This window comes from Blattabacterium sp. (Blaberus giganteus), from assembly GCF_000262715.1.
Lineage (GTDB): Bacteria > Bacteroidota > Bacteroidia > Flavobacteriales > Blattabacteriaceae > Blattabacterium.
Genome location: NC_017924.1, coordinates 45,019 through 62,027 on the forward strand (window position 1 = coordinate 45,019; position 17,009 = coordinate 62,027).

At 24.7% G+C, this 17,009-nt stretch carries 12 protein-coding genes; 9 read left to right on the top strand and 3 right to left on the bottom strand.

The window, feature by feature from the left end; all coding sequences use genetic code 11:
• Positions 1-53: 53 nt before the first annotated feature.
• Genes recA through BGIGA_RS00225 form a run of 8 tightly spaced genes read left to right on the top strand, consistent with a single transcriptional unit; the run spans position 54 to position 13,764 of the window.
• Positions 54-1,040, top strand: a complete 987-nt coding sequence (gene recA, locus BGIGA_RS00190) for a recombinase RecA (protein WP_014726366.1) — start codon at positions 54-56, stop codon at positions 1,038-1,040.
• Positions 1,037-1,807, top strand: a complete 771-nt coding sequence (locus BGIGA_RS00195) for an MBL fold metallo-hydrolase (protein ID WP_014726367.1) — start codon at positions 1,037-1,039, stop codon at positions 1,805-1,807. The genes recA and BGIGA_RS00195 overlap by 4 nt, the downstream gene beginning before the upstream one ends.
• 38 nt (positions 1,808-1,845) lie before the next feature.
• Positions 1,846-5,007: a cytochrome c biogenesis protein CcsA gene (gene ccsA / locus BGIGA_RS00200; RefSeq protein WP_014726368.1), complete on the top strand. Its 3,162-nt coding sequence runs from the start codon at positions 1,846-1,848 to the stop codon at positions 5,005-5,007.
• Between the two features lie 43 nt (positions 5,008-5,050).
• On the top strand, positions 5,051-5,818 hold the full coding sequence (locus tag BGIGA_RS00205; protein WP_014726369.1) for a 1-acyl-sn-glycerol-3-phosphate acyltransferase: 768 nt from the start codon (positions 5,051-5,053) through the stop codon (positions 5,816-5,818).
• Between the two features lie 14 nt (positions 5,819-5,832).
• Positions 5,833-8,520, top strand: coding sequence for an alanine--tRNA ligase (gene alaS / locus BGIGA_RS00210; RefSeq protein ID WP_014726370.1), 2,688 nt, complete (start codon positions 5,833-5,835; stop codon positions 8,518-8,520).
• A 52-nt stretch (positions 8,521-8,572) separates the two neighbouring features.
• Positions 8,573-11,305, top strand: a complete 2,733-nt coding sequence (locus BGIGA_RS00215) for a 2-oxoglutarate dehydrogenase E1 component (RefSeq protein ID WP_041178329.1) — start codon at positions 8,573-8,575, stop codon at positions 11,303-11,305.
• Positions 11,306-11,343: 38 nt separating this feature from the next.
• Positions 11,344-12,564 (top strand): 2-oxoglutarate dehydrogenase complex dihydrolipoyllysine-residue succinyltransferase, encoded by a 1,221-nt coding sequence (gene odhB, locus BGIGA_RS00220; protein ID WP_014726372.1) that lies wholly within the window; start codon positions 11,344-11,346, stop codon positions 12,562-12,564.
• Between the two features lie 39 nt (positions 12,565-12,603).
• Positions 12,604-13,764: a hypothetical protein gene (locus BGIGA_RS00225; protein WP_014726373.1), complete on the top strand. Its 1,161-nt coding sequence runs from the start codon at positions 12,604-12,606 to the stop codon at positions 13,762-13,764.
• Here BGIGA_RS00225 and BGIGA_RS00230 read toward each other — a convergent pair.
• From BGIGA_RS00230 to BGIGA_RS00240, 3 genes are read right to left on the bottom strand one after another with little or no spacing between them, the layout of a single operon-like run.
• Positions 13,761-14,321, bottom strand: coding sequence for a hypothetical protein (locus BGIGA_RS00230; protein WP_014726374.1), 561 nt, complete (start codon positions 14,319-14,321; stop codon positions 13,761-13,763). The genes BGIGA_RS00225 and BGIGA_RS00230 overlap by 4 nt on opposite strands.
• 12 nt (positions 14,322-14,333) lie before the next feature.
• Positions 14,334-15,005 (bottom strand): alpha/beta hydrolase, encoded by a 672-nt coding sequence (locus BGIGA_RS00235; protein WP_014726375.1) that lies wholly within the window; start codon positions 15,003-15,005, stop codon positions 14,334-14,336.
• Between the two features lie 9 nt (positions 15,006-15,014).
• Complete coding sequence (locus BGIGA_RS00240) at positions 15,015-15,695, bottom strand: ABC transporter ATP-binding protein (protein WP_014726376.1); 681 nt, start codon at positions 15,693-15,695, stop codon at positions 15,015-15,017.
• A gap of 96 nt (positions 15,696-15,791) precedes the next feature.
• Here BGIGA_RS00240 and sucC point away from each other — a divergent pair, with 96 nt between their 5' ends.
• The gene (gene sucC, locus BGIGA_RS00245; protein WP_014726377.1) at positions 15,792-16,997 is read left to right on the top strand and encodes an ADP-forming succinate--CoA ligase subunit beta; all 1,206 of its coding nucleotides are present in this window, start codon (positions 15,792-15,794) and stop codon (positions 16,995-16,997) included.
• The last annotated feature ends 12 nt before the right edge of the window (positions 16,998-17,009 follow it).

Consider the following 17,009-nt stretch of genomic DNA (forward strand, 5'->3'; position numbering starts at 1 on the left):
TTATGTATTTATAATAAAATGAATTTCTTGAAGAAAAATTTATTTTCAAAATTATGAACGAAAAAATTGAACAAAAAAGAAGATCTTTGCAACTTGTATTAGAAAAAATGGATAAAATGTATGGAAAGGGAACAGTTATGAAAATGGGAGATTCTAATACAGAAAATTTAGAAATCATTTCTTCTGGATCTTTAAGTTTAGACATTGCTTTAGGTATAAAAGGCTTTCCAAAAGGTCGTATTATTGAAATATTTGGACCAGAATCTTCTGGAAAAACAACTCTAGCCTTACATGCTATCACTCAATCTCAAAAAATAGGAGGGTTCGCCGGTTTTATCGATGCGGAGCATGCTTTTGATCGTGTTTATGCTCAAAAAATAGGTGTGAATATAAAAGAATTAATAATATCTCAACCAGACAATGGAGAACAGGCTCTAGAAATCGTGGATAATTTAATTAGATCTGGCGTTATTGATATGATAGTGGTTGATTCTGTAGCTGCTTTAACGCCTAAAAGTGAAATAGAAGGTGAAATGGGAGATTCTAAAATAGGATTGCAAGCAAGATTGATGTCTCAAGCTTTGAGAAAGCTAACTTCAAGTATAGGAAAATCTAAAAGTATATTGATATTTATTAATCAACTCAGAGAAAAAATAGGGGTTTATGGAAATCCAGAAGTAACAACAGGAGGGAATGCTTTAAAATTTTATTCATCAATACGGTTAGATATCCGAAAAGGAAATCAAATCAAAAATGGAGAAAAGATATTAGGAAATAAAACAAGAGTCAAAGTTGTGAAAAATAAATTATCTCCTCCTTTTAGAACGGCTGAATTTGACATTATGTATGGTGAAGGAATTTCAAAAATTGGAGAAATTTTGGATATAGGAGTGGATTTAGGAATTATTAAAAAGAATGCATCTTGGTTTAGTTATGGAGATATAAAATTAGGTCAAGGAAGAGATTCTGTAAAAGAGTTTTTGAAAGAAAAACAAAATATTATAAATGAAATACAAAAAAATATATATAAAAATATATGAAAATTACTTTTTTAGGAACTGGAACTTCTCAGGGAATTCCTGTTATTGGATCCAAACATCCAGTATGTTTATCTAAAAATTCAAAAGATAAAAGACTAAGAAGTTCAATTTTAATTGAAAAAGAGAAAAAAATTTTTTTGATAGATTGTGGACCAGACTTTCGTTATCAAATGTTAAGAAGTAACCATGAAAAATTGAATGCGATTTTTATAACGCATGAACATCAAGATCATATAGGAGGATTAGACGATATAAGGTCAATTAATTTGAATATGAATCAATCTATTCCTATTTATGGGTTGCGTAGAGTTATAGAAAATTTAAAAAAAAGATTTTTTTATATTTTTTCAAAAAACAAAAAATCAAATATTTCTGTAATTACTGTTCATGAATTAGATGATTGTAAAAAATTTTTTTTTGTAGAAAATTCTAAAATTTTTCCTTTATCCATATGGCATGATTATCTTCCCATTTTAGGATTTCGTATAGAAAATTTTGCGTATATCACAGATGCCAGTCGTATTCCCATTCAAACAATACAAAAATTAAAAGGAATCAATATTTTAGTTTTAAATGTATTAAGAAAAGTTCCGAAAAACCCTTTTTCCATCATACTTGATGATACCTTAAATATCATTCGTGAAATATGCCCTCAAAAAACTTATTTGACACATATTAGTCATACATTTGGATTTCACGAAAAAATTGAACCACAGTTGCCTAAAAATGTTTATCTAGCTTACGATAAGCTAATTCTGAATTTATAAATGAGGAAATAACATGCAATGTTAAAAAATACAAGTAAATGCAAAAAATATTAAAATATATCCTTTTTTCCACAAAAATTACTTCTTTTTTATTCTTATTATTGGCTTTATCTATGGCTATAGCTACTTTTATAGAAAAGAAATACTCTACAGATGTAGCGAAAATATTTGTTTATGAGTCCACTTGGTTCGAAGGAATTATGTTATTTATCATAATAAATTTAATAGGGAATATATGGAAATATAAATTATGGAATTATAAAAAATTACCTTTGTTCTTTTTTCATTTATCATTTGTATTAATTTTTATTGGGGGAATTTTTTCTAGATATTTCAGTTTTGAAGGAACAATGTCGATTAGGGAGGGTGAAATAAATGGAAAAATTATTTCTAGAACAAATTACATGAAGTTAAAAATAAGTAAAGGTTCCTACACTAGATTCTATCATGATCCTTACATACTTTCATCTTTTCATTATGGATATCAAGGGGAATTTGATTTTCAAAAAAATCCTTTGAAAGTAAAAGTCATAGATTATATATCATGTGCAAAAATGATTTTATCAAAAGAAAAACCAGAAGAAAAAATTATAAAAATAGTTTCAACCAATCAAAGAGGAAGAATAGATTATTTTATCAAGAATGGAGAGATAATAAATATAAATGGAATTTTATTTTCTTTTAACAAAGAAATCCCTTTTGGGATCAAAATTTTTGAAAAGAATAATAAACTTTATATCAAGTCATCTTTTTCAGGTAAAAATATTAACATGGTAAATAGAAAAATAAATATTTTTTTTAAAAATACCAATCATGTTCTGAAAATAAGAAATTTATATCAAATAAAAATAAATAAAGATCATGAAATTATGCAATGGGTTATCCCTGATGGAGTCGTGAAAGGAAAATTAAAATATATAAAATTATGTGATCATGAAAAAAATAATCAATTAAGTGCTATTACAACAAAAATATCCTTTAGAAATCAATCTAAATTAGTAACCTTTTTAGGAGGAACAAATACAATAAATATGAGTCGTCCTTTATTCTTTAAGGATTATAAAATATCTATTGGATATGGATCGATCTTTTGTAATCTTCCTTTTTTATTAAAATTGAAAAAATTCAAAGTAGAAAATTATCCTGGTTCTGAATTTCCATCTACTTTTATGAGTAATGTAACATTAATAGATAAAAATAATAGGAAAGATTATTTAATTTATATGAATAATGTTCTAAATTATAAAGGATTTAAATTTTTTCAATCTGGATACGATCCAGATGGAAAAGGAACTCATTTTTCTGTTAATAATGACTATTACGGAATGTATTTCACCTATATAGGTTATATTTTAATGAGTATAGGAATGTTTTTTACTTTGTTTTGGAAAGGAACTAGATTTAGTTTTCTTAAAAAAAAACTAAAATATTTAGCTTCTAAAAGCTATTCAATATTATTTTTTATAGTATTCTTTTTTTTGTTCATGATACATAATTCTGTGTCTGCTCAAATGCACGAATTCAAAAAAATTCCTTTAGAAAATGTTTTTGATGCTGTTCATATTCCCAAAAAACATGGTGAAAATTTCGGTCGTTTGTTAGTTCAAGATCAAAAAGGGAGAATTAAACCTATTAATACAATTGCTATTGAATTACTTAGTAAAATACATAAAAAAAATCATGTAGGAGGATTAAATGCTAACCAATGGTTCATATCTATACATCAAGATAATATTTTTTGGACAAAGATTCCTTTTATTAAAGTTGATAAAAAAGGAGGACATAAACTTTTAAAAAAAGTGAAAGCAAATAGACAATTTTATGTTTCTCTTATAGATTTATATTTTATTGATTCAATAACTTCGAAACTTAAATTTCTTTTACAAGAAGATTATCAACTAGCTTTTTCTAAAAGTCCGGTTCAAAGAAATGAATATGATAAAGCGGTACTTAATCTTAGTGAACGTGTAGGAATCATGCATGAAATTTTTCAAGGGAAATACACACGTATTTTTCCTATTCCTCATGATATCAATCATACTTGGTCTAGTTGGATTAGATCCGATTCAAACAAATTGAATCCTTTAGGGTTATCCATGTTTAATAGTTATCTTAAAGCTTTATTATTTTCTCAAAACGAAAAAAATTGGAACATTGCAGATAATGAAATTCAAAAAATACGATTATATCAACTAAAGCATGCCAAATCTATTTTACCTTCAGAAAATAAAATATCTGTAGAAATCATTTATAATAAATTAAATATATTTTATGTATTATCTTTTCTATACGCTTTATTTGGAACAATTATTATTATAAATTCTTTTTTTACAATTTTTTTAGAAACAAAAAACGTGTTTTTTATTTATAAAACACTCATTTTCATTTTATTTATTCTATTTATTTTAAATTTTTTAGGGTTAGTTTCTAGATGGTATATTTCTGGACACGCTCCATGGGCAAATGGATATGAATCTGCAATTTTTATTAGTTGGGGTTTAATTGGGATCGGCTTCTTATTTTATAAAAATCAATTTGTTTCAGGAATCACATCTTTAGTTTCATCTATTTTATTAATGATAGCGCATGGAAGCGCAATGGATCCAGAAATCACCAATTTGGTTCCTGTTTTAAAATCTCATTGGTTAATTATACATGTAGCAACGATAACATCAAGTTATGGTTTTTTCTTAACAGGATCATTTTTAGGATTTTTAGTATTGATTCTTTTTACATTAAAAATGTGTTTTCGTAATTATAGTGAAAGAATTCATGTTCATATTGAAAAATTAACTATTATTAATGAAATATGTTTGACTATAGGACTTTTTTTATTAACTATAGGAACTTTTTTAGGTTCTGTTTGGGCCAATAATAGTTGGGGGCGTTATTGGAGTTGGGATCCTAAGGAAACCTGGGCTCTAATTAGCATAATGATTTATGCTTTTGTATTACATATTCGCTTAGTTCCATATTTAAGAAGCATATTTACTTTTAATTTTTACAGTATATTATCAATTAGTTCTATTTTAATGACTTATTTTGGAGTAAATTACTATTTATCAGGATTGCATTCTTATGCAAAAGGAGATCCTGTTTCTATTCCTTGTTGGATATATTATAGTTTATTAATTTTGTTAATTATCGCTATTTTAGCTTATTACTCATTCAAATTTCATAAAAAAAATATAATAAAATAAATTGTAAACAGTGAGTTTTCATTCGTATTTTTTGAAAAAATATATGAAAAAAAAAGAAAGTACTCTATTTAGAGATGCATTTGGAAATTTGCATTTTATAAAACGTTTTTTAATTTTTACTTTTGGATGCTTTTCTTATAATCGTTATAATGGATTCAATCAGTTGCATTTAGAAGGAACTGAATATATAAAAGATTTGCCAGATAAAAAAGTTCTTTTTGTATCTAATCACCAAACTTATTTTGCAGATGTTTTTGCTATGTTTCATGTATTTTGCAGCGTAAAAAATGGTTTTATCAATAGCATTAAAAATCCTATTTATCTTTTAAATCCTAAAGTCAATTTATATTATGTGGCAGCTCAAGAAACTATGAATCAAGGATTTTTAACTAAATTATTTACTTATTCAGGAGGAATAACTGTAAAAAGACCTTGGATAGAAAGAAATAAACAAATTAATCGTTCCGTATATCTATCTGATATAACTCGTATGGGAATAGCTATTAATGATGGTTGGTTAATTACTTTTCCACAAGGAACTACTCAAGCTTTTGCTCCTGGACGAAGAGGTATTGTTCATGTAATCAGGAAATACAATCCTATTGTTGTTCCCATTGTTATAGATGGATTTCAAAAAGCTTATGATAAAAAAGGAATTCGGATTAAAAAAAAGGGAATTTTGCAAAAAATGAAATTTAAAGAACCTATTAAATTAGATTTAAAAAAAGATACGACAGATTCTATCATGGAAAAAATAATGGACGCTATAGAACAGTCTTCTAAATATAGATATAGAAAGGATAATTTATAAAATCTGTAAAAATAATGAAATATAAATTGATAAAGAACACTTTTCTCAGTTTTTTTCAAAAAAAAAAACATAAAATCATTCCTTCCTTTCCTATTTACTTGAAAAATGACCCCTCTCTTCTTTTTATTAATGCCGGAATGAATCCTTTTAAAGACTATTTTTTAGGACATATAAAACCTGAATATACAAGAATAGCGAATATTCAAAAATGTCTTAGAATTACTGGTAAACACAATGATTTAAAAAATGTAGGGTATGACAATTATCATCATACCATGTTCGAAATGTTAGGAAATTGGTCTTTTGGTGATTATTCTAGAAAAGAGACTATAGAATGGGCTTGGGAATTATTAATTGAAGTATATAATATTCCAAACAAAAATATTTATGTATCTGTTTTTATTGGAGATAAAAAAGATGAATTGTCTATGGACAAAGAAACATTGAAATATTGGAAAACTTTAATTAACAAAAATAATATTCTTTTTTTTGGAAAAAAAGAAAATTTTTGGGAAATGGGATTAACAGGGCCTTGTGGTCCTTGTTCAGAAATTCATATAGATTTACGAAACGATAAAGAAAAAAAGGTTTTACCCGGAAGATATCTTATTAATAGAAATCATCCTGAAGTCATAGAAATTTGGAATCTTGTTTTTATAGAATTTATACGTAAAACAGATGGAACCTTGAAAAAGCTTTCTACAAAACATATAGATACAGGAATGGGATTGGAGAGATTATGTATGATTTTACAAGGAAAAATTTCTAGTTATGAAACTGATATTTTTTATCCTATTATTCAAGATTTAGAAGATGATTTGGGAAATATTTATAATAGAGAAGATTTTCATCAAAAAGTGTCTATACAAATTATAGCAGATCATTTAAGGGCTATTGTTTTTTCTATATCGGATGGAAAATTACCGTCAAATAACGGCGCTGGTTATGTTATAAGAAAAATACTTAGAAGAGCTATTATTTTTGCTAACCGTTTTTTATATAAAAAAGAACCTTTTATTCATAAATTTGTAGATTCTTTAGTAAGAGAAATGAAAAATTCTTTTCCAGAATTGTTGAAAAAAAAAACATACATACAAGATATTATTAAAGAAGAGGAATTATCATTTTTCAATGTTATTGAAAAAGGAAACAAAAAAATTCAACATATCATTACTAAACATAAAGAAAAAAATGAAAAAATTGTTGGTGGAGAGACAATTTTTCAATTATACGATACTTATGGATTTCCCATTCAATTATCTAAAATATTAGTTGAAAAAAATAACCTGTTTATTGATGAAAAATCATTTCAAAAAAAATTATTAGAACAACAAGATAGATCAAAAAAAGAAAAAAATTCAATTCTAAAAAAAGATTGGATAAATGTTCATAATAATAATAATTTTGATAACAATCAAAATTTTATAGGATATGATTTTACAGAATGTGATATTTTTATATTGAAATACAGAGAAATAGAAAATAAATTCAATAAAATACATTACTATGAATTAGTTTTTTCTAAAACTCCTTTTTATCCTGAAGGAGGAGGACAGTTGGGTGATACGGGGATCATAGAAAATGAAATTGATAAAATTGATGTTTTTAATACTAAAAGAGAAAATTATATTATTATACATTGTGTAAGAAAATTACCTTTAAATATTTTTTCTTCTTTTAAGGCTATAGTAAATAAAGATAGAAGATCTAAAATAGAAAAAAACCATACATCCACACATTTATTACATTTTGTTTTGAAAAAAGTTTTAGGAGATCATATTCAACAAAAAGGATCTTATGTAGGAGACAATTATCTAAGGTTTGATTTCTCTCATTATAAAAAAATAACGATTCAAGAATTGCATCATATAGAAAACTTAGTTCAAGAACTAATTTTTTCTGATCTTGTATTAAAAGTAAAAACATTTAATTCTTTACAAGAAGCTAGAAAAAATTATTCTTTTAGTGAAATATTTGAAGAAAAATATAAGAAAGAAGTTAGAGTTGTTATTTTTGGAAAATCTTCCGAATTATGCATTGGAACTCATGTTAAACGAACTGGATTAATTCAAATTTTTGAGATATTATCAGAATATTCCGTATCGCATGGAATACGAAGAATTAAAGCTATCACTTCAAAAGAAGCAGTTCAACATTTGAAATCTATTCGTGATCAATATCAATCTTTAAAAAAGATGATAAAATATCCAGAATCTCCCATAAAAAGTTTTTTAACTTTACAAAAGAGTAATGAAAAATTTAAAAAAGAAATATCGAAAGTTCATTTACAAATTATAAAAATATTAAAAAAAGAATATTATTTGAAGGCTGTAGAATTATCTCCTATAAAAATAAAATATATATGTGAAATTGATCCTGATCAAGAAAAAGAAATAAATATTATGAAAAAAATAGTCTTAGATTTAAGATATGAAATTCATAATTTATTTATGATTATAGGATTTGTGACAAATGAAAAAGCAGTTATTTTTATATCTATTTCCGATTCTGTTATTAAAAATAATAATATTTATGCTCATAAAATAATATGTAAAATGGCTCCTCATATAGGGGGGAAATACTGGGGAAACTCTTTTTTTTCTACAGCTATGGGACCTAATAAAAATGGATTGAATTTAGTTTTAAAAGATGCTATAGCATATCAAAATCATTTTAAAAAAATAAACAATGAGATCAAATAAACTTTGATAGATATTTAAAATGTTTAAATTTGAAGTAAAAAACAATATATGTATGAATGATAGATATTCTTTTCTAAATTCCATTCATGATATAGAATTTCTGTATAATAAGTATAAAGAAAATCCTAATTCAATAGAATCAAGTTGGAGTGCTTTTTTTCATGGATTTGATTTTGGAAAAGAAATTTATGAATATGAAAATGTTGTAAAATCAGAATATGAGATTAATGATATCATAGAAAAAGAATTTTTAGTATTTAATTTAATTTATGCCTATAGAAAAAGAGGTCATTTTTTCACAAATACAAATCCTATACGAAAGAGAAGAAAGCATTTTCCTTCTTTAGATTTAAAGAATTTTGGATTATCTGAAAAAGAATTAGATACATGTTTTGAAGTTGGAAAATTAATAAGTGTAGGAAAAACTTCATTGAGAAATATAATTCATCATCTGAAAAATATTTATTGTGGATCTATAGGAATAGAATATATGTATATATCTAATCCTGAAAAAATTAATTGGATAGAACAATGGTTTCAGAAAGAAAAATTGCAATTTTCTCCAGAAGAAAAAAAATTTTTTTTAAAAAAATTAAATGAAGCAGTTACATTTGAAAATTTTATTCATACCAAGTTTGTAGGTCAGAAGAGATTTTCTATAGAAGGAAATGAATCTACATTACCTGCATTGGAAGAAATGATAGAATATACATCCGATAAATATCTAACTGAAGATTTTATAATTGGAATGTCACATAGAGGTCGTTTAAATATACTTTCTAACTTTTTTAAAAAAAATTATTCTCAAATATTTAGTGAATTTCAAGGAAAAGAATATAAAGAAAAAACTTTTTCTGGAGATGTTAAATATCATTTAGGATTTTCTAAAATAAGAAAAACACGTAAAGGTAGATATGTTAAAATGAATTTGGTTCCTAATCCGTCTCATTTAGAAACTGTAGATGCTATCGTAGAAGGAATTACACGTGCGAAAATAGATATAGTCTATAATCAAAATAGTAATTCAAAAAAAATAATCCCTATTTTGATTCATGGAGATGCGGCCTTATCTGGTCAAGGAATTGTATATGAAATTCTTCAATTATCTCAATTAAAAGGATATAAAACTGGAGGAACAATTCATATCGTAATTAATAATCAAATCGGATTTACCACGGATTATACTGAAGGGCGTTCCAGTATATATTGTACAGATATAGCCAAAACTATTATGTCTCCAGTATTACATGTTAATGCAGATGATGTTGAATCTGTTGTACGAGCTATTTATTTTGCTGTAGACTTTAGAATGCGTTATCATGAAGATATTTTTATAGATTTATTGGGATATAGAAAACATGGTCATAATGAAGGAGATGAACCTAGATTTACTCAACCCTTCTTATACAAAGCTATCTCGAAGCATCCTAATTCTTATAATTTGTACAAAAAAAAATTGGAAAAAGAGAGAATTATTAATAGTAATGACGTAAAAAATATGGAAAAAGAATATGAGAATATTCTTAATGTAAAATATCATGAGGCGAATAATATAAAATGGAATGTACTGAATTCTTTTTTAGAAAAAGAATGGAAAAATTTTCCTATAGTATATAATAATGAAGAAATTTTTAAAAAAGTTGATACACGATTTTCTATTGAAAATATTATAAAAATATCTAATAAAATTTTCTCTCTTCCCAAAAAGAAAAAATTTTTTAGGAAAACGGAATTCATTTTTAAAAAAAGATTAGAAATGATTAAAAAAGAATTGGTAGATTGGAGTATGGCAGAATTATTATCTTATGGAACACTTTTGTATGAAGGAATTCATATTCGTTTATCAGGAGAAGATGTAGCAAGAGGAACGTTTTCTCACCGTCATGCTGTTGTAAAAACAGAAGAAGAAGAAGAAATTGTTCTCCTTAATCAAATTGGATCAAAACAAGGAAAAATACAAATATTTAATTCTCCTCTTTCAGAATATGGAGTTTTGGGTTTTGATTATGGATATGCCATGTATTCTCCTCATGTTTTAACTTTGTGGGAAGCTCAATTTGGAGATTTTGTAAATGGAGGACAAATTATAATCGATCAATATATTTCTTCTGGAGAAAATAAATGGAAAATTAGAAATGGAATTGTATTGTTGTTGCCTCATGGATATGAAGGACAAGGTCCAGAGCATTCTTCTGCACGTATTGAACGTTATTTACAACTTTGTGCTAATAATAATTTATTTGTAGTGAATTGTACTACTCCAGCTAATTTTTATCATCTTATCAGAAGACAAATGAAATTAAAATATAGAAAACCTCTCATAGTATTTACACCTAAAAGTTTGCTTAGAAATACGAAATGTTTATCTACAATAAAGGATCTTGCTACAGGGATTTTTCAGGAAATATTGGATGATCCTTATGTAAAAGATGTAAAAAAAATTACAAAATTAATTTTTTGTTCTGGTAAGATATATTATGAATTACTAAATGAGAAAGAATCCGTTCAAGATGAAAAAACTGCATTGATACGCATAGAACAAATATATCCATTAAAAGTGAAAAGAATCCAAGAAATTATCAAAAAATATAAAAATAAAAAAGAAATTTTTTGGGTACAAGAAGAACCAGAAAATATGGGATTATGGAGTTTTATTTTAAGAAAATTAAAAAATGTTATCTCATTTAATTTAATAGCTCCATCTGAAAATTCTAGTCCGTCTACAGGATCTTATTCTTATTTTTTAAAAATTCAAAACAAAATATTAAAAAAAGCTTTTCTTTGAAATTTAAATTATAATAAAATTTATTGAAAATTTAAATTATGATAATAAAGGTAAAAGTCCCTTCTCCAGGAGAATCAATTACAGAGGTAGAAGTTTCTACATGGCTTGTGAAAAATGGAGATTATGTTAATAAAGGTCAAACAATTGCAGAAATAGATTCAGATAAAGCTACTTTAGAAATTTCTGCAGAAGAAAATGGAAAAATAACCTTAATGGTTAAAAAAGGAGAAAGAGTAAAAGTTGGAGATATTTTATGTCTGATTGATTCATCCAAAGAAAAAACGAAAGTACATAAGGAAAAAATAGTTCATGAACAAAAAAACCATGTAGAAAAAATATCTTCTATAAATCTTAAAATTCCTTCTCCAGCTGCAAAAAAAATTTTAAAGGAAAAAAATATTTCTATAGAATCTATTCAAGGGACTGGTAAACATGGAAGAATTACAAAAGAGGATTGCATTAATCATTTAGAAAAAAATAAAAGATCTTTTATTTCTAATATGGATAGATTCGTTCCTACAATATATAGATCAAAAACAATAACTCCACTTTCTTCTCTCAGAAGAAAACTTTCCGAAAGGTTAATTCATGTAAAAAATCAAACTGCTTCTCTTACCACATTTAATGAAGTAGACATGTTAGAAATTTTTCTCATTAGAAAAAAATATAAAGATTTTTTCAAAAAAAAACATGGAGTGAATTTGGGTTTCATGTCTTTTTTTACTTTGTCTTGTATAAGAGCTCTAAAACTTTATCCAGATGTCAATGCTATGATTAGTGGTAAAGAAAAAATTCATTTTGAATATTATGATATTAGTATTGCGATATCTGGTCCTAAAGGATTAATGGTTCCCGTAATTAGAAATGCTGAGCATTTATCATTTCGAGGAATAGAACAAGAAATATATAAATTATCAACACGGGTTCATGATGGAACAATATCTATAGATGATATGACTGGAGGAACTTTCACAATTACTAATGGAGGCGTTTTTGGATCTATGTTATCTACTCCAATCATAAATCCACCACAAAGTGCTATATTAGGAATGCATAAAATTATGGAAAGACCTGTAGTTATAAATGGATCTATTGAAATACGACCTATTATGTATTTAGCTTTATCTTATGATCATAGGATCATTGATGGAAGAGAATCTGTAGGATTTTTAGTATCAGTTAAAGAGTCCATAGAAAATCCTATAAAATTTTTGATGGAAGGAAGTGAAAAAAATATTTCCAAAAAATTAGAATTATGAAATTATAAGTTCAAAAAAAAGATTAGAACATGAAAATCCATGAAAAAAATTTTTATCATCCTTTTTTCTTTTGTTATTTTATTGGTTGGATGGAAGAATAAAAAGTCGGAATATAATAAAGAAAAATTAAAAATCATAAAAAAAGAAGATAAATTATATCCTATAACTCCTATCAAAACTATTAATATTATTTTTATGCTACCTTTGTTTTTTAGTTCTAGTTCTACAGAAATGAATCAGGAAAATAAAAAATTAAGTGATCATGCTATATCCTTTTATATTGGAGCTAAAACTGCAATTGATTTTATTTGTTCTTCTCTTGAATTGAATAAAAAAAAAAAAATAAATATTAAAATTTTTGATACTAAAAATGAAAAAAAAAGGATTATTAACTTTATACATTCATATGATTTATCTAAAATTCATGCTATTATAGGTCCTTTTTTTCGTTCTTCTTTAGAAGAAGTAGCAAAAAATAATAAAAAAATACCTATTATTTCTCCTTTCATATCTTCTGATGATTTAGACAATTATCCTAACATTATTCAATCTGAAACAAAAAATGTTTATTTAATAGAACCTATTCTGGAAGAAATTAAAATTCTTAACCAAAAAGAAAAAATAAAAACTTTATATCTATTAGGAGAAGATCCATCTAAAAAAATAACAAATTTTGTAAAAAAAAAATTGTTACAATGGAATCTTCATATTCAAATTTTTTTTCAAAAAAAAAATTTTTCTCATATTATTATAACAAAAGACGTTCCTTTTTTTGCAGTTTTTTTAGGAGGAAATTCTTCTTTAGGAGAAAAATTTATTGAATTTATTCAGAGATTTCCTGAAAAAAAAATTATCCCTTTTGGGATAGGTTATAATAATGTTTATTATAAAAATGTATCCTTTTTAAAAAAATATAAATTTTTATTTACAACTAAATATCATTTCAATCAAAATGATGAAAAAAAAAGAAAAATGTTTTTTTTAATAAGAAAAAAACTTGGATTTGATTTAAATAAATATCAATTATTTGGATTTGATTTATCTTATGATATATTATATAAATTGATTGAAAATAACAATTTATTTGAAATTATAGATAAAAAATCCTTTTCTGGATTAATTAGCAAATATAAGTACGAAAAAATTAGTCCAAATGGGGGATATTTTAATAAAGGATTATGGATTATTCGTTTACATTAAAATTTTTTTCTAATATAAGGGTTAGGTCTATTTATGTTTCCTATATTCATTTTTTTTATTTGTATTTTTATAATTTGAATTTGATCATGCAATAAACCAGTAACATCCATTTTTTTTGCTTCTAACAGTAAAGATTCAGCTTTTTTTTTATTTCCTTTTGATAAGGATGCTATTGCCAAATTCAATTTTGCAATAGCTATATTTTGTTTGAATTTTAAACCTAAATCCAAAGCTTTCTGCATGTAATTTTCTGATTGAAAAATATTATTTTCCGAATATAAAATTCCATTCAAAAAATAGTAATAAGCCATTTGATTTTTCGTTAATTGTAATTTAGGATTTTTAACATATCCTAAATATTTTTTTAATCCTTTCATATCCTTTTTTCGTATTTTAATAAAGGCTAATAATAAAAATTCATTTCTAAAAATGAAAAAAATAGGAATTAAACTAAATAAAAGTAAAATGAATCCATACAAATAATTTTTATGAAAAAATGAAAAAATAGATCCCAATAATATTAACAAAAACAATACTATTTTTGAATATTTACTCATAATTCAAATTTTTTAATTAATATTAGAATAAATATGTTTTTCTTTAATCCAATTAATAAGATCTTGATAATTTAGATTATTTAAAGTATGTCCAGATTCATATTCCTTATAAAATAAAGAAAGTATTTTTTTCTGTTTTAAAAATTTCAATCCTTTTTTTACCCAATTAATAGGAATTATGGTATCATGTTTTCCATGAGATACAAAAAATTCTAAATCGTTAAAAGAATTGTTATCTGTTGAAAACAAACTATTTTCTAAATATCCACTTAAAGCAATTACTTTTTTTATTTTATCAGAATTTTTTAATGCAATAGCATAGCTTAAAATAGCTCCTTGGCTAAATCCACATATCCATACTGGATTTTTTTTTAATTGGTATTCTTTTATAGCTTCATGTATAAAAAATGATATTTTTTCAACAGTTTTTTTAGCCTGTATTATATTAATAAATTTTTTTTCATTATTAAAATTTATATCATACCAAGAATACTTATCGACTCCAATAGAGTATAAACCTTGAATGCTAATTATAAAAAAATCTTCTGGAAGATCTTTTTTTAAGAAAAAAAGATCTTTTTCATTACTCCCATATCCATGAATCATTAAAAAAAGAGTATTTTTATTTCCATTTACAGATTTTTTTATAATATGTTTAATAGAAAGTTGATTTTTTAGTAGCATAAAATATTTTTATTGATCAATCTTGTAAACAATTCCATTTTCTATTTTTAATTTTTCATCAGCCATATCTGCTAATTGTAGATTATGAGTGACAATTAAAAAAGTTTGTTTAAACTTATAATTAAGTAAAGAAAAAAAATTATGTAAATTTTCTGCATTTTTTTCATCTAAATTACCAGAAGGCTCATCCGCAAAAATAATTTTTGGATTATTAATCAAAGCTCTTGTCACAGATAATCTCTGTTTTTGTCCTTCAGATAATTCTTCTATTCTAGAATTTTTGTACTTATATAGATTCAATTCTTTTAATAAATTTAAAGCTTTTTTTTTTACATGTTCTTTACTTTTTTTTTTGTTGATAAAACCTGGTAAACAAATATTTTCCAATACCGTGAATTCAGAAAGAAATTGAGTATTTTGGAATATAAAACCTATTTTTTGATTTCTTAAAATAGAAAGCTCTTTATCTGTAATAGATAATATTTCTTTTTTATCAATTTTGATAATAGTTTTTATTTTTTTCTTAATAGTTGGTTTTTCTAAAGTTCCTAAAATATGTAATAAAGTACTTTTTCCTGCTCCAGACTCACCTAAAATACACACCATACTTCCTTCTTTGATCATGATATTTACTCCTTTTAAAATTTCATCTTTTCCAAAAGATTTGTAAATATTTTTAGCTTGAATCATTTTTTCGTAAATTTAAAATTCTTCTTTTTTTTTGTAATAAATCAAATCGTTTCAAAAACGAATTTTAGTTTAAATTTACTTTTAAAATTATTTTTAATGAATTTATATGAATACCAAGGTAGAGAAATATTGAAATCTTTCTCAATTCAAGTTCCTGACGGAATGTTGGCTTATTCTCCTGAAGATGCTGTAAGAGTGGCTAAAATTCTTTTTAAAAAAACTAAAAAAAAATCTTTGGTTATTAAAGCTCAAATTCATGCTGGAGGAAGAGGGAAAGCAGGTGGTATTCAAATCGCAAAAAATTTGGATGAAGTTTATGAAAAATCTAAAAACATTTTAGGAAAATTTTTAATCACCCCTCAAACTTCTAAAAAAGGAAAATTAGTTAAAAAAATTTTATTGTCTGAAGATGTTTATTTTTCCGAATTAAGTCCTCCCACAGAGTATTATTTATCCATATTATTGAATCGTGATATAGAAAAAAATATGATTCTTTATTCTCGAGAAGGAGGGGTTAATATAGAAGATATTTCAAAAAAAAATCCAAATCAAGTATATACAGAAGTAATAGATCCTATATTAGGACTTCAATTCTTTCAAACAAGAAAAATTGGTTTCAATTTAGGAATATATAGCAATGATTTTTTAAAGAATTTTAGCTTTTTTTTATTCTCACTTTATAAGTCCTATATAAATTACGATGCTTTGTTATTAGAAATCAATCCTTTGATAAAAACATTTGATGAAAAAATCGTACCAGTTGATGTAAAAATTATTTTGGATGATAATGCTTTGTTTCGTCATAAGAAATACAATTTAATACGTGACAAAGATAATGATATTAATACGATTGAAAAAGAAGCTATTGAAGCTAAATTAAATTTTTTAAAATTAAAAGGAAATGTAGGATGTATGGTGAATGGAGCTGGTTTAGCTATGGCTACCATGGATATGATTAAATCTTGTGGAGGAGTTCCTGCTAATTTTTTAGATATAGGAGGATCTGCTGATCAAAAACGTGTAGAAACTGCTTTTGATCTTATTTTAAAAGATAAATCTGTGAAAACAATATTCATCAATATATTTGGAGGAATTGTACGTTGTGATACGGTTGCAGAAGGAATTATAAATTCTTATTCTAAAATAAATCAGAACATTGAAATTCCTGTAGTTGTTCGTTTACAAGGAACAAACGAAAAAATAGCAAAAAAATTGATCAAAAAAAGTTTATTACCTATTTATTCTACTGATTCTTTAAAAGAAGCTTCCTATAAAATTCAAGAAATTTTACATATAAAATAAGATTTATTTTTT

Excerpts from the sequence above, each read along its gene's own strand:
- recA (WP_014726366.1), top strand. The coding sequence starts at position 54 with ATGAACGAAAAAATTGAACAAAAAAGAAGATCTTTGCAACTTGTATTA.
- BGIGA_RS00195 (WP_014726367.1), top strand. The coding sequence starts at position 1,037 with ATGAAAATTACTTTTTTAGGAACTGGAACTTCTCAGGGAATTCCTGTT.
- ccsA (WP_014726368.1), top strand. The coding sequence starts at position 1,846 with ATGCAAAAAATATTAAAATATATCCTTTTTTCCACAAAAATTACTTCT.
- BGIGA_RS00205 (WP_014726369.1), top strand. The coding sequence starts at position 5,051 with ATGAAAAAAAAAGAAAGTACTCTATTTAGAGATGCATTTGGAAATTTG.
- alaS (WP_014726370.1), top strand. The coding sequence starts at position 5,833 with ATGAAATATAAATTGATAAAGAACACTTTTCTCAGTTTTTTTCAAAAA.
- BGIGA_RS00215 (WP_041178329.1), top strand. The coding sequence starts at position 8,573 with ATGAATGATAGATATTCTTTTCTAAATTCCATTCATGATATAGAATTT.
- odhB (WP_014726372.1), top strand. The coding sequence starts at position 11,344 with ATGATAATAAAGGTAAAAGTCCCTTCTCCAGGAGAATCAATTACAGAG.
- BGIGA_RS00225 (WP_014726373.1), top strand. The coding sequence starts at position 12,604 with ATGAAAAAAATTTTTATCATCCTTTTTTCTTTTGTTATTTTATTGGTT.
- BGIGA_RS00230 (WP_014726374.1), bottom strand. The coding sequence starts at position 14,321 with ATGAGTAAATATTCAAAAATAGTATTGTTTTTGTTAATATTATTGGGA.
- BGIGA_RS00235 (WP_014726375.1), bottom strand. The coding sequence starts at position 15,005 with ATGCTACTAAAAAATCAACTTTCTATTAAACATATTATAAAAAAATCT.
- BGIGA_RS00240 (WP_014726376.1), bottom strand. The coding sequence starts at position 15,695 with ATGATTCAAGCTAAAAATATTTACAAATCTTTTGGAAAAGATGAAATT.
- sucC (WP_014726377.1), top strand. The coding sequence starts at position 15,792 with ATGAATTTATATGAATACCAAGGTAGAGAAATATTGAAATCTTTCTCA.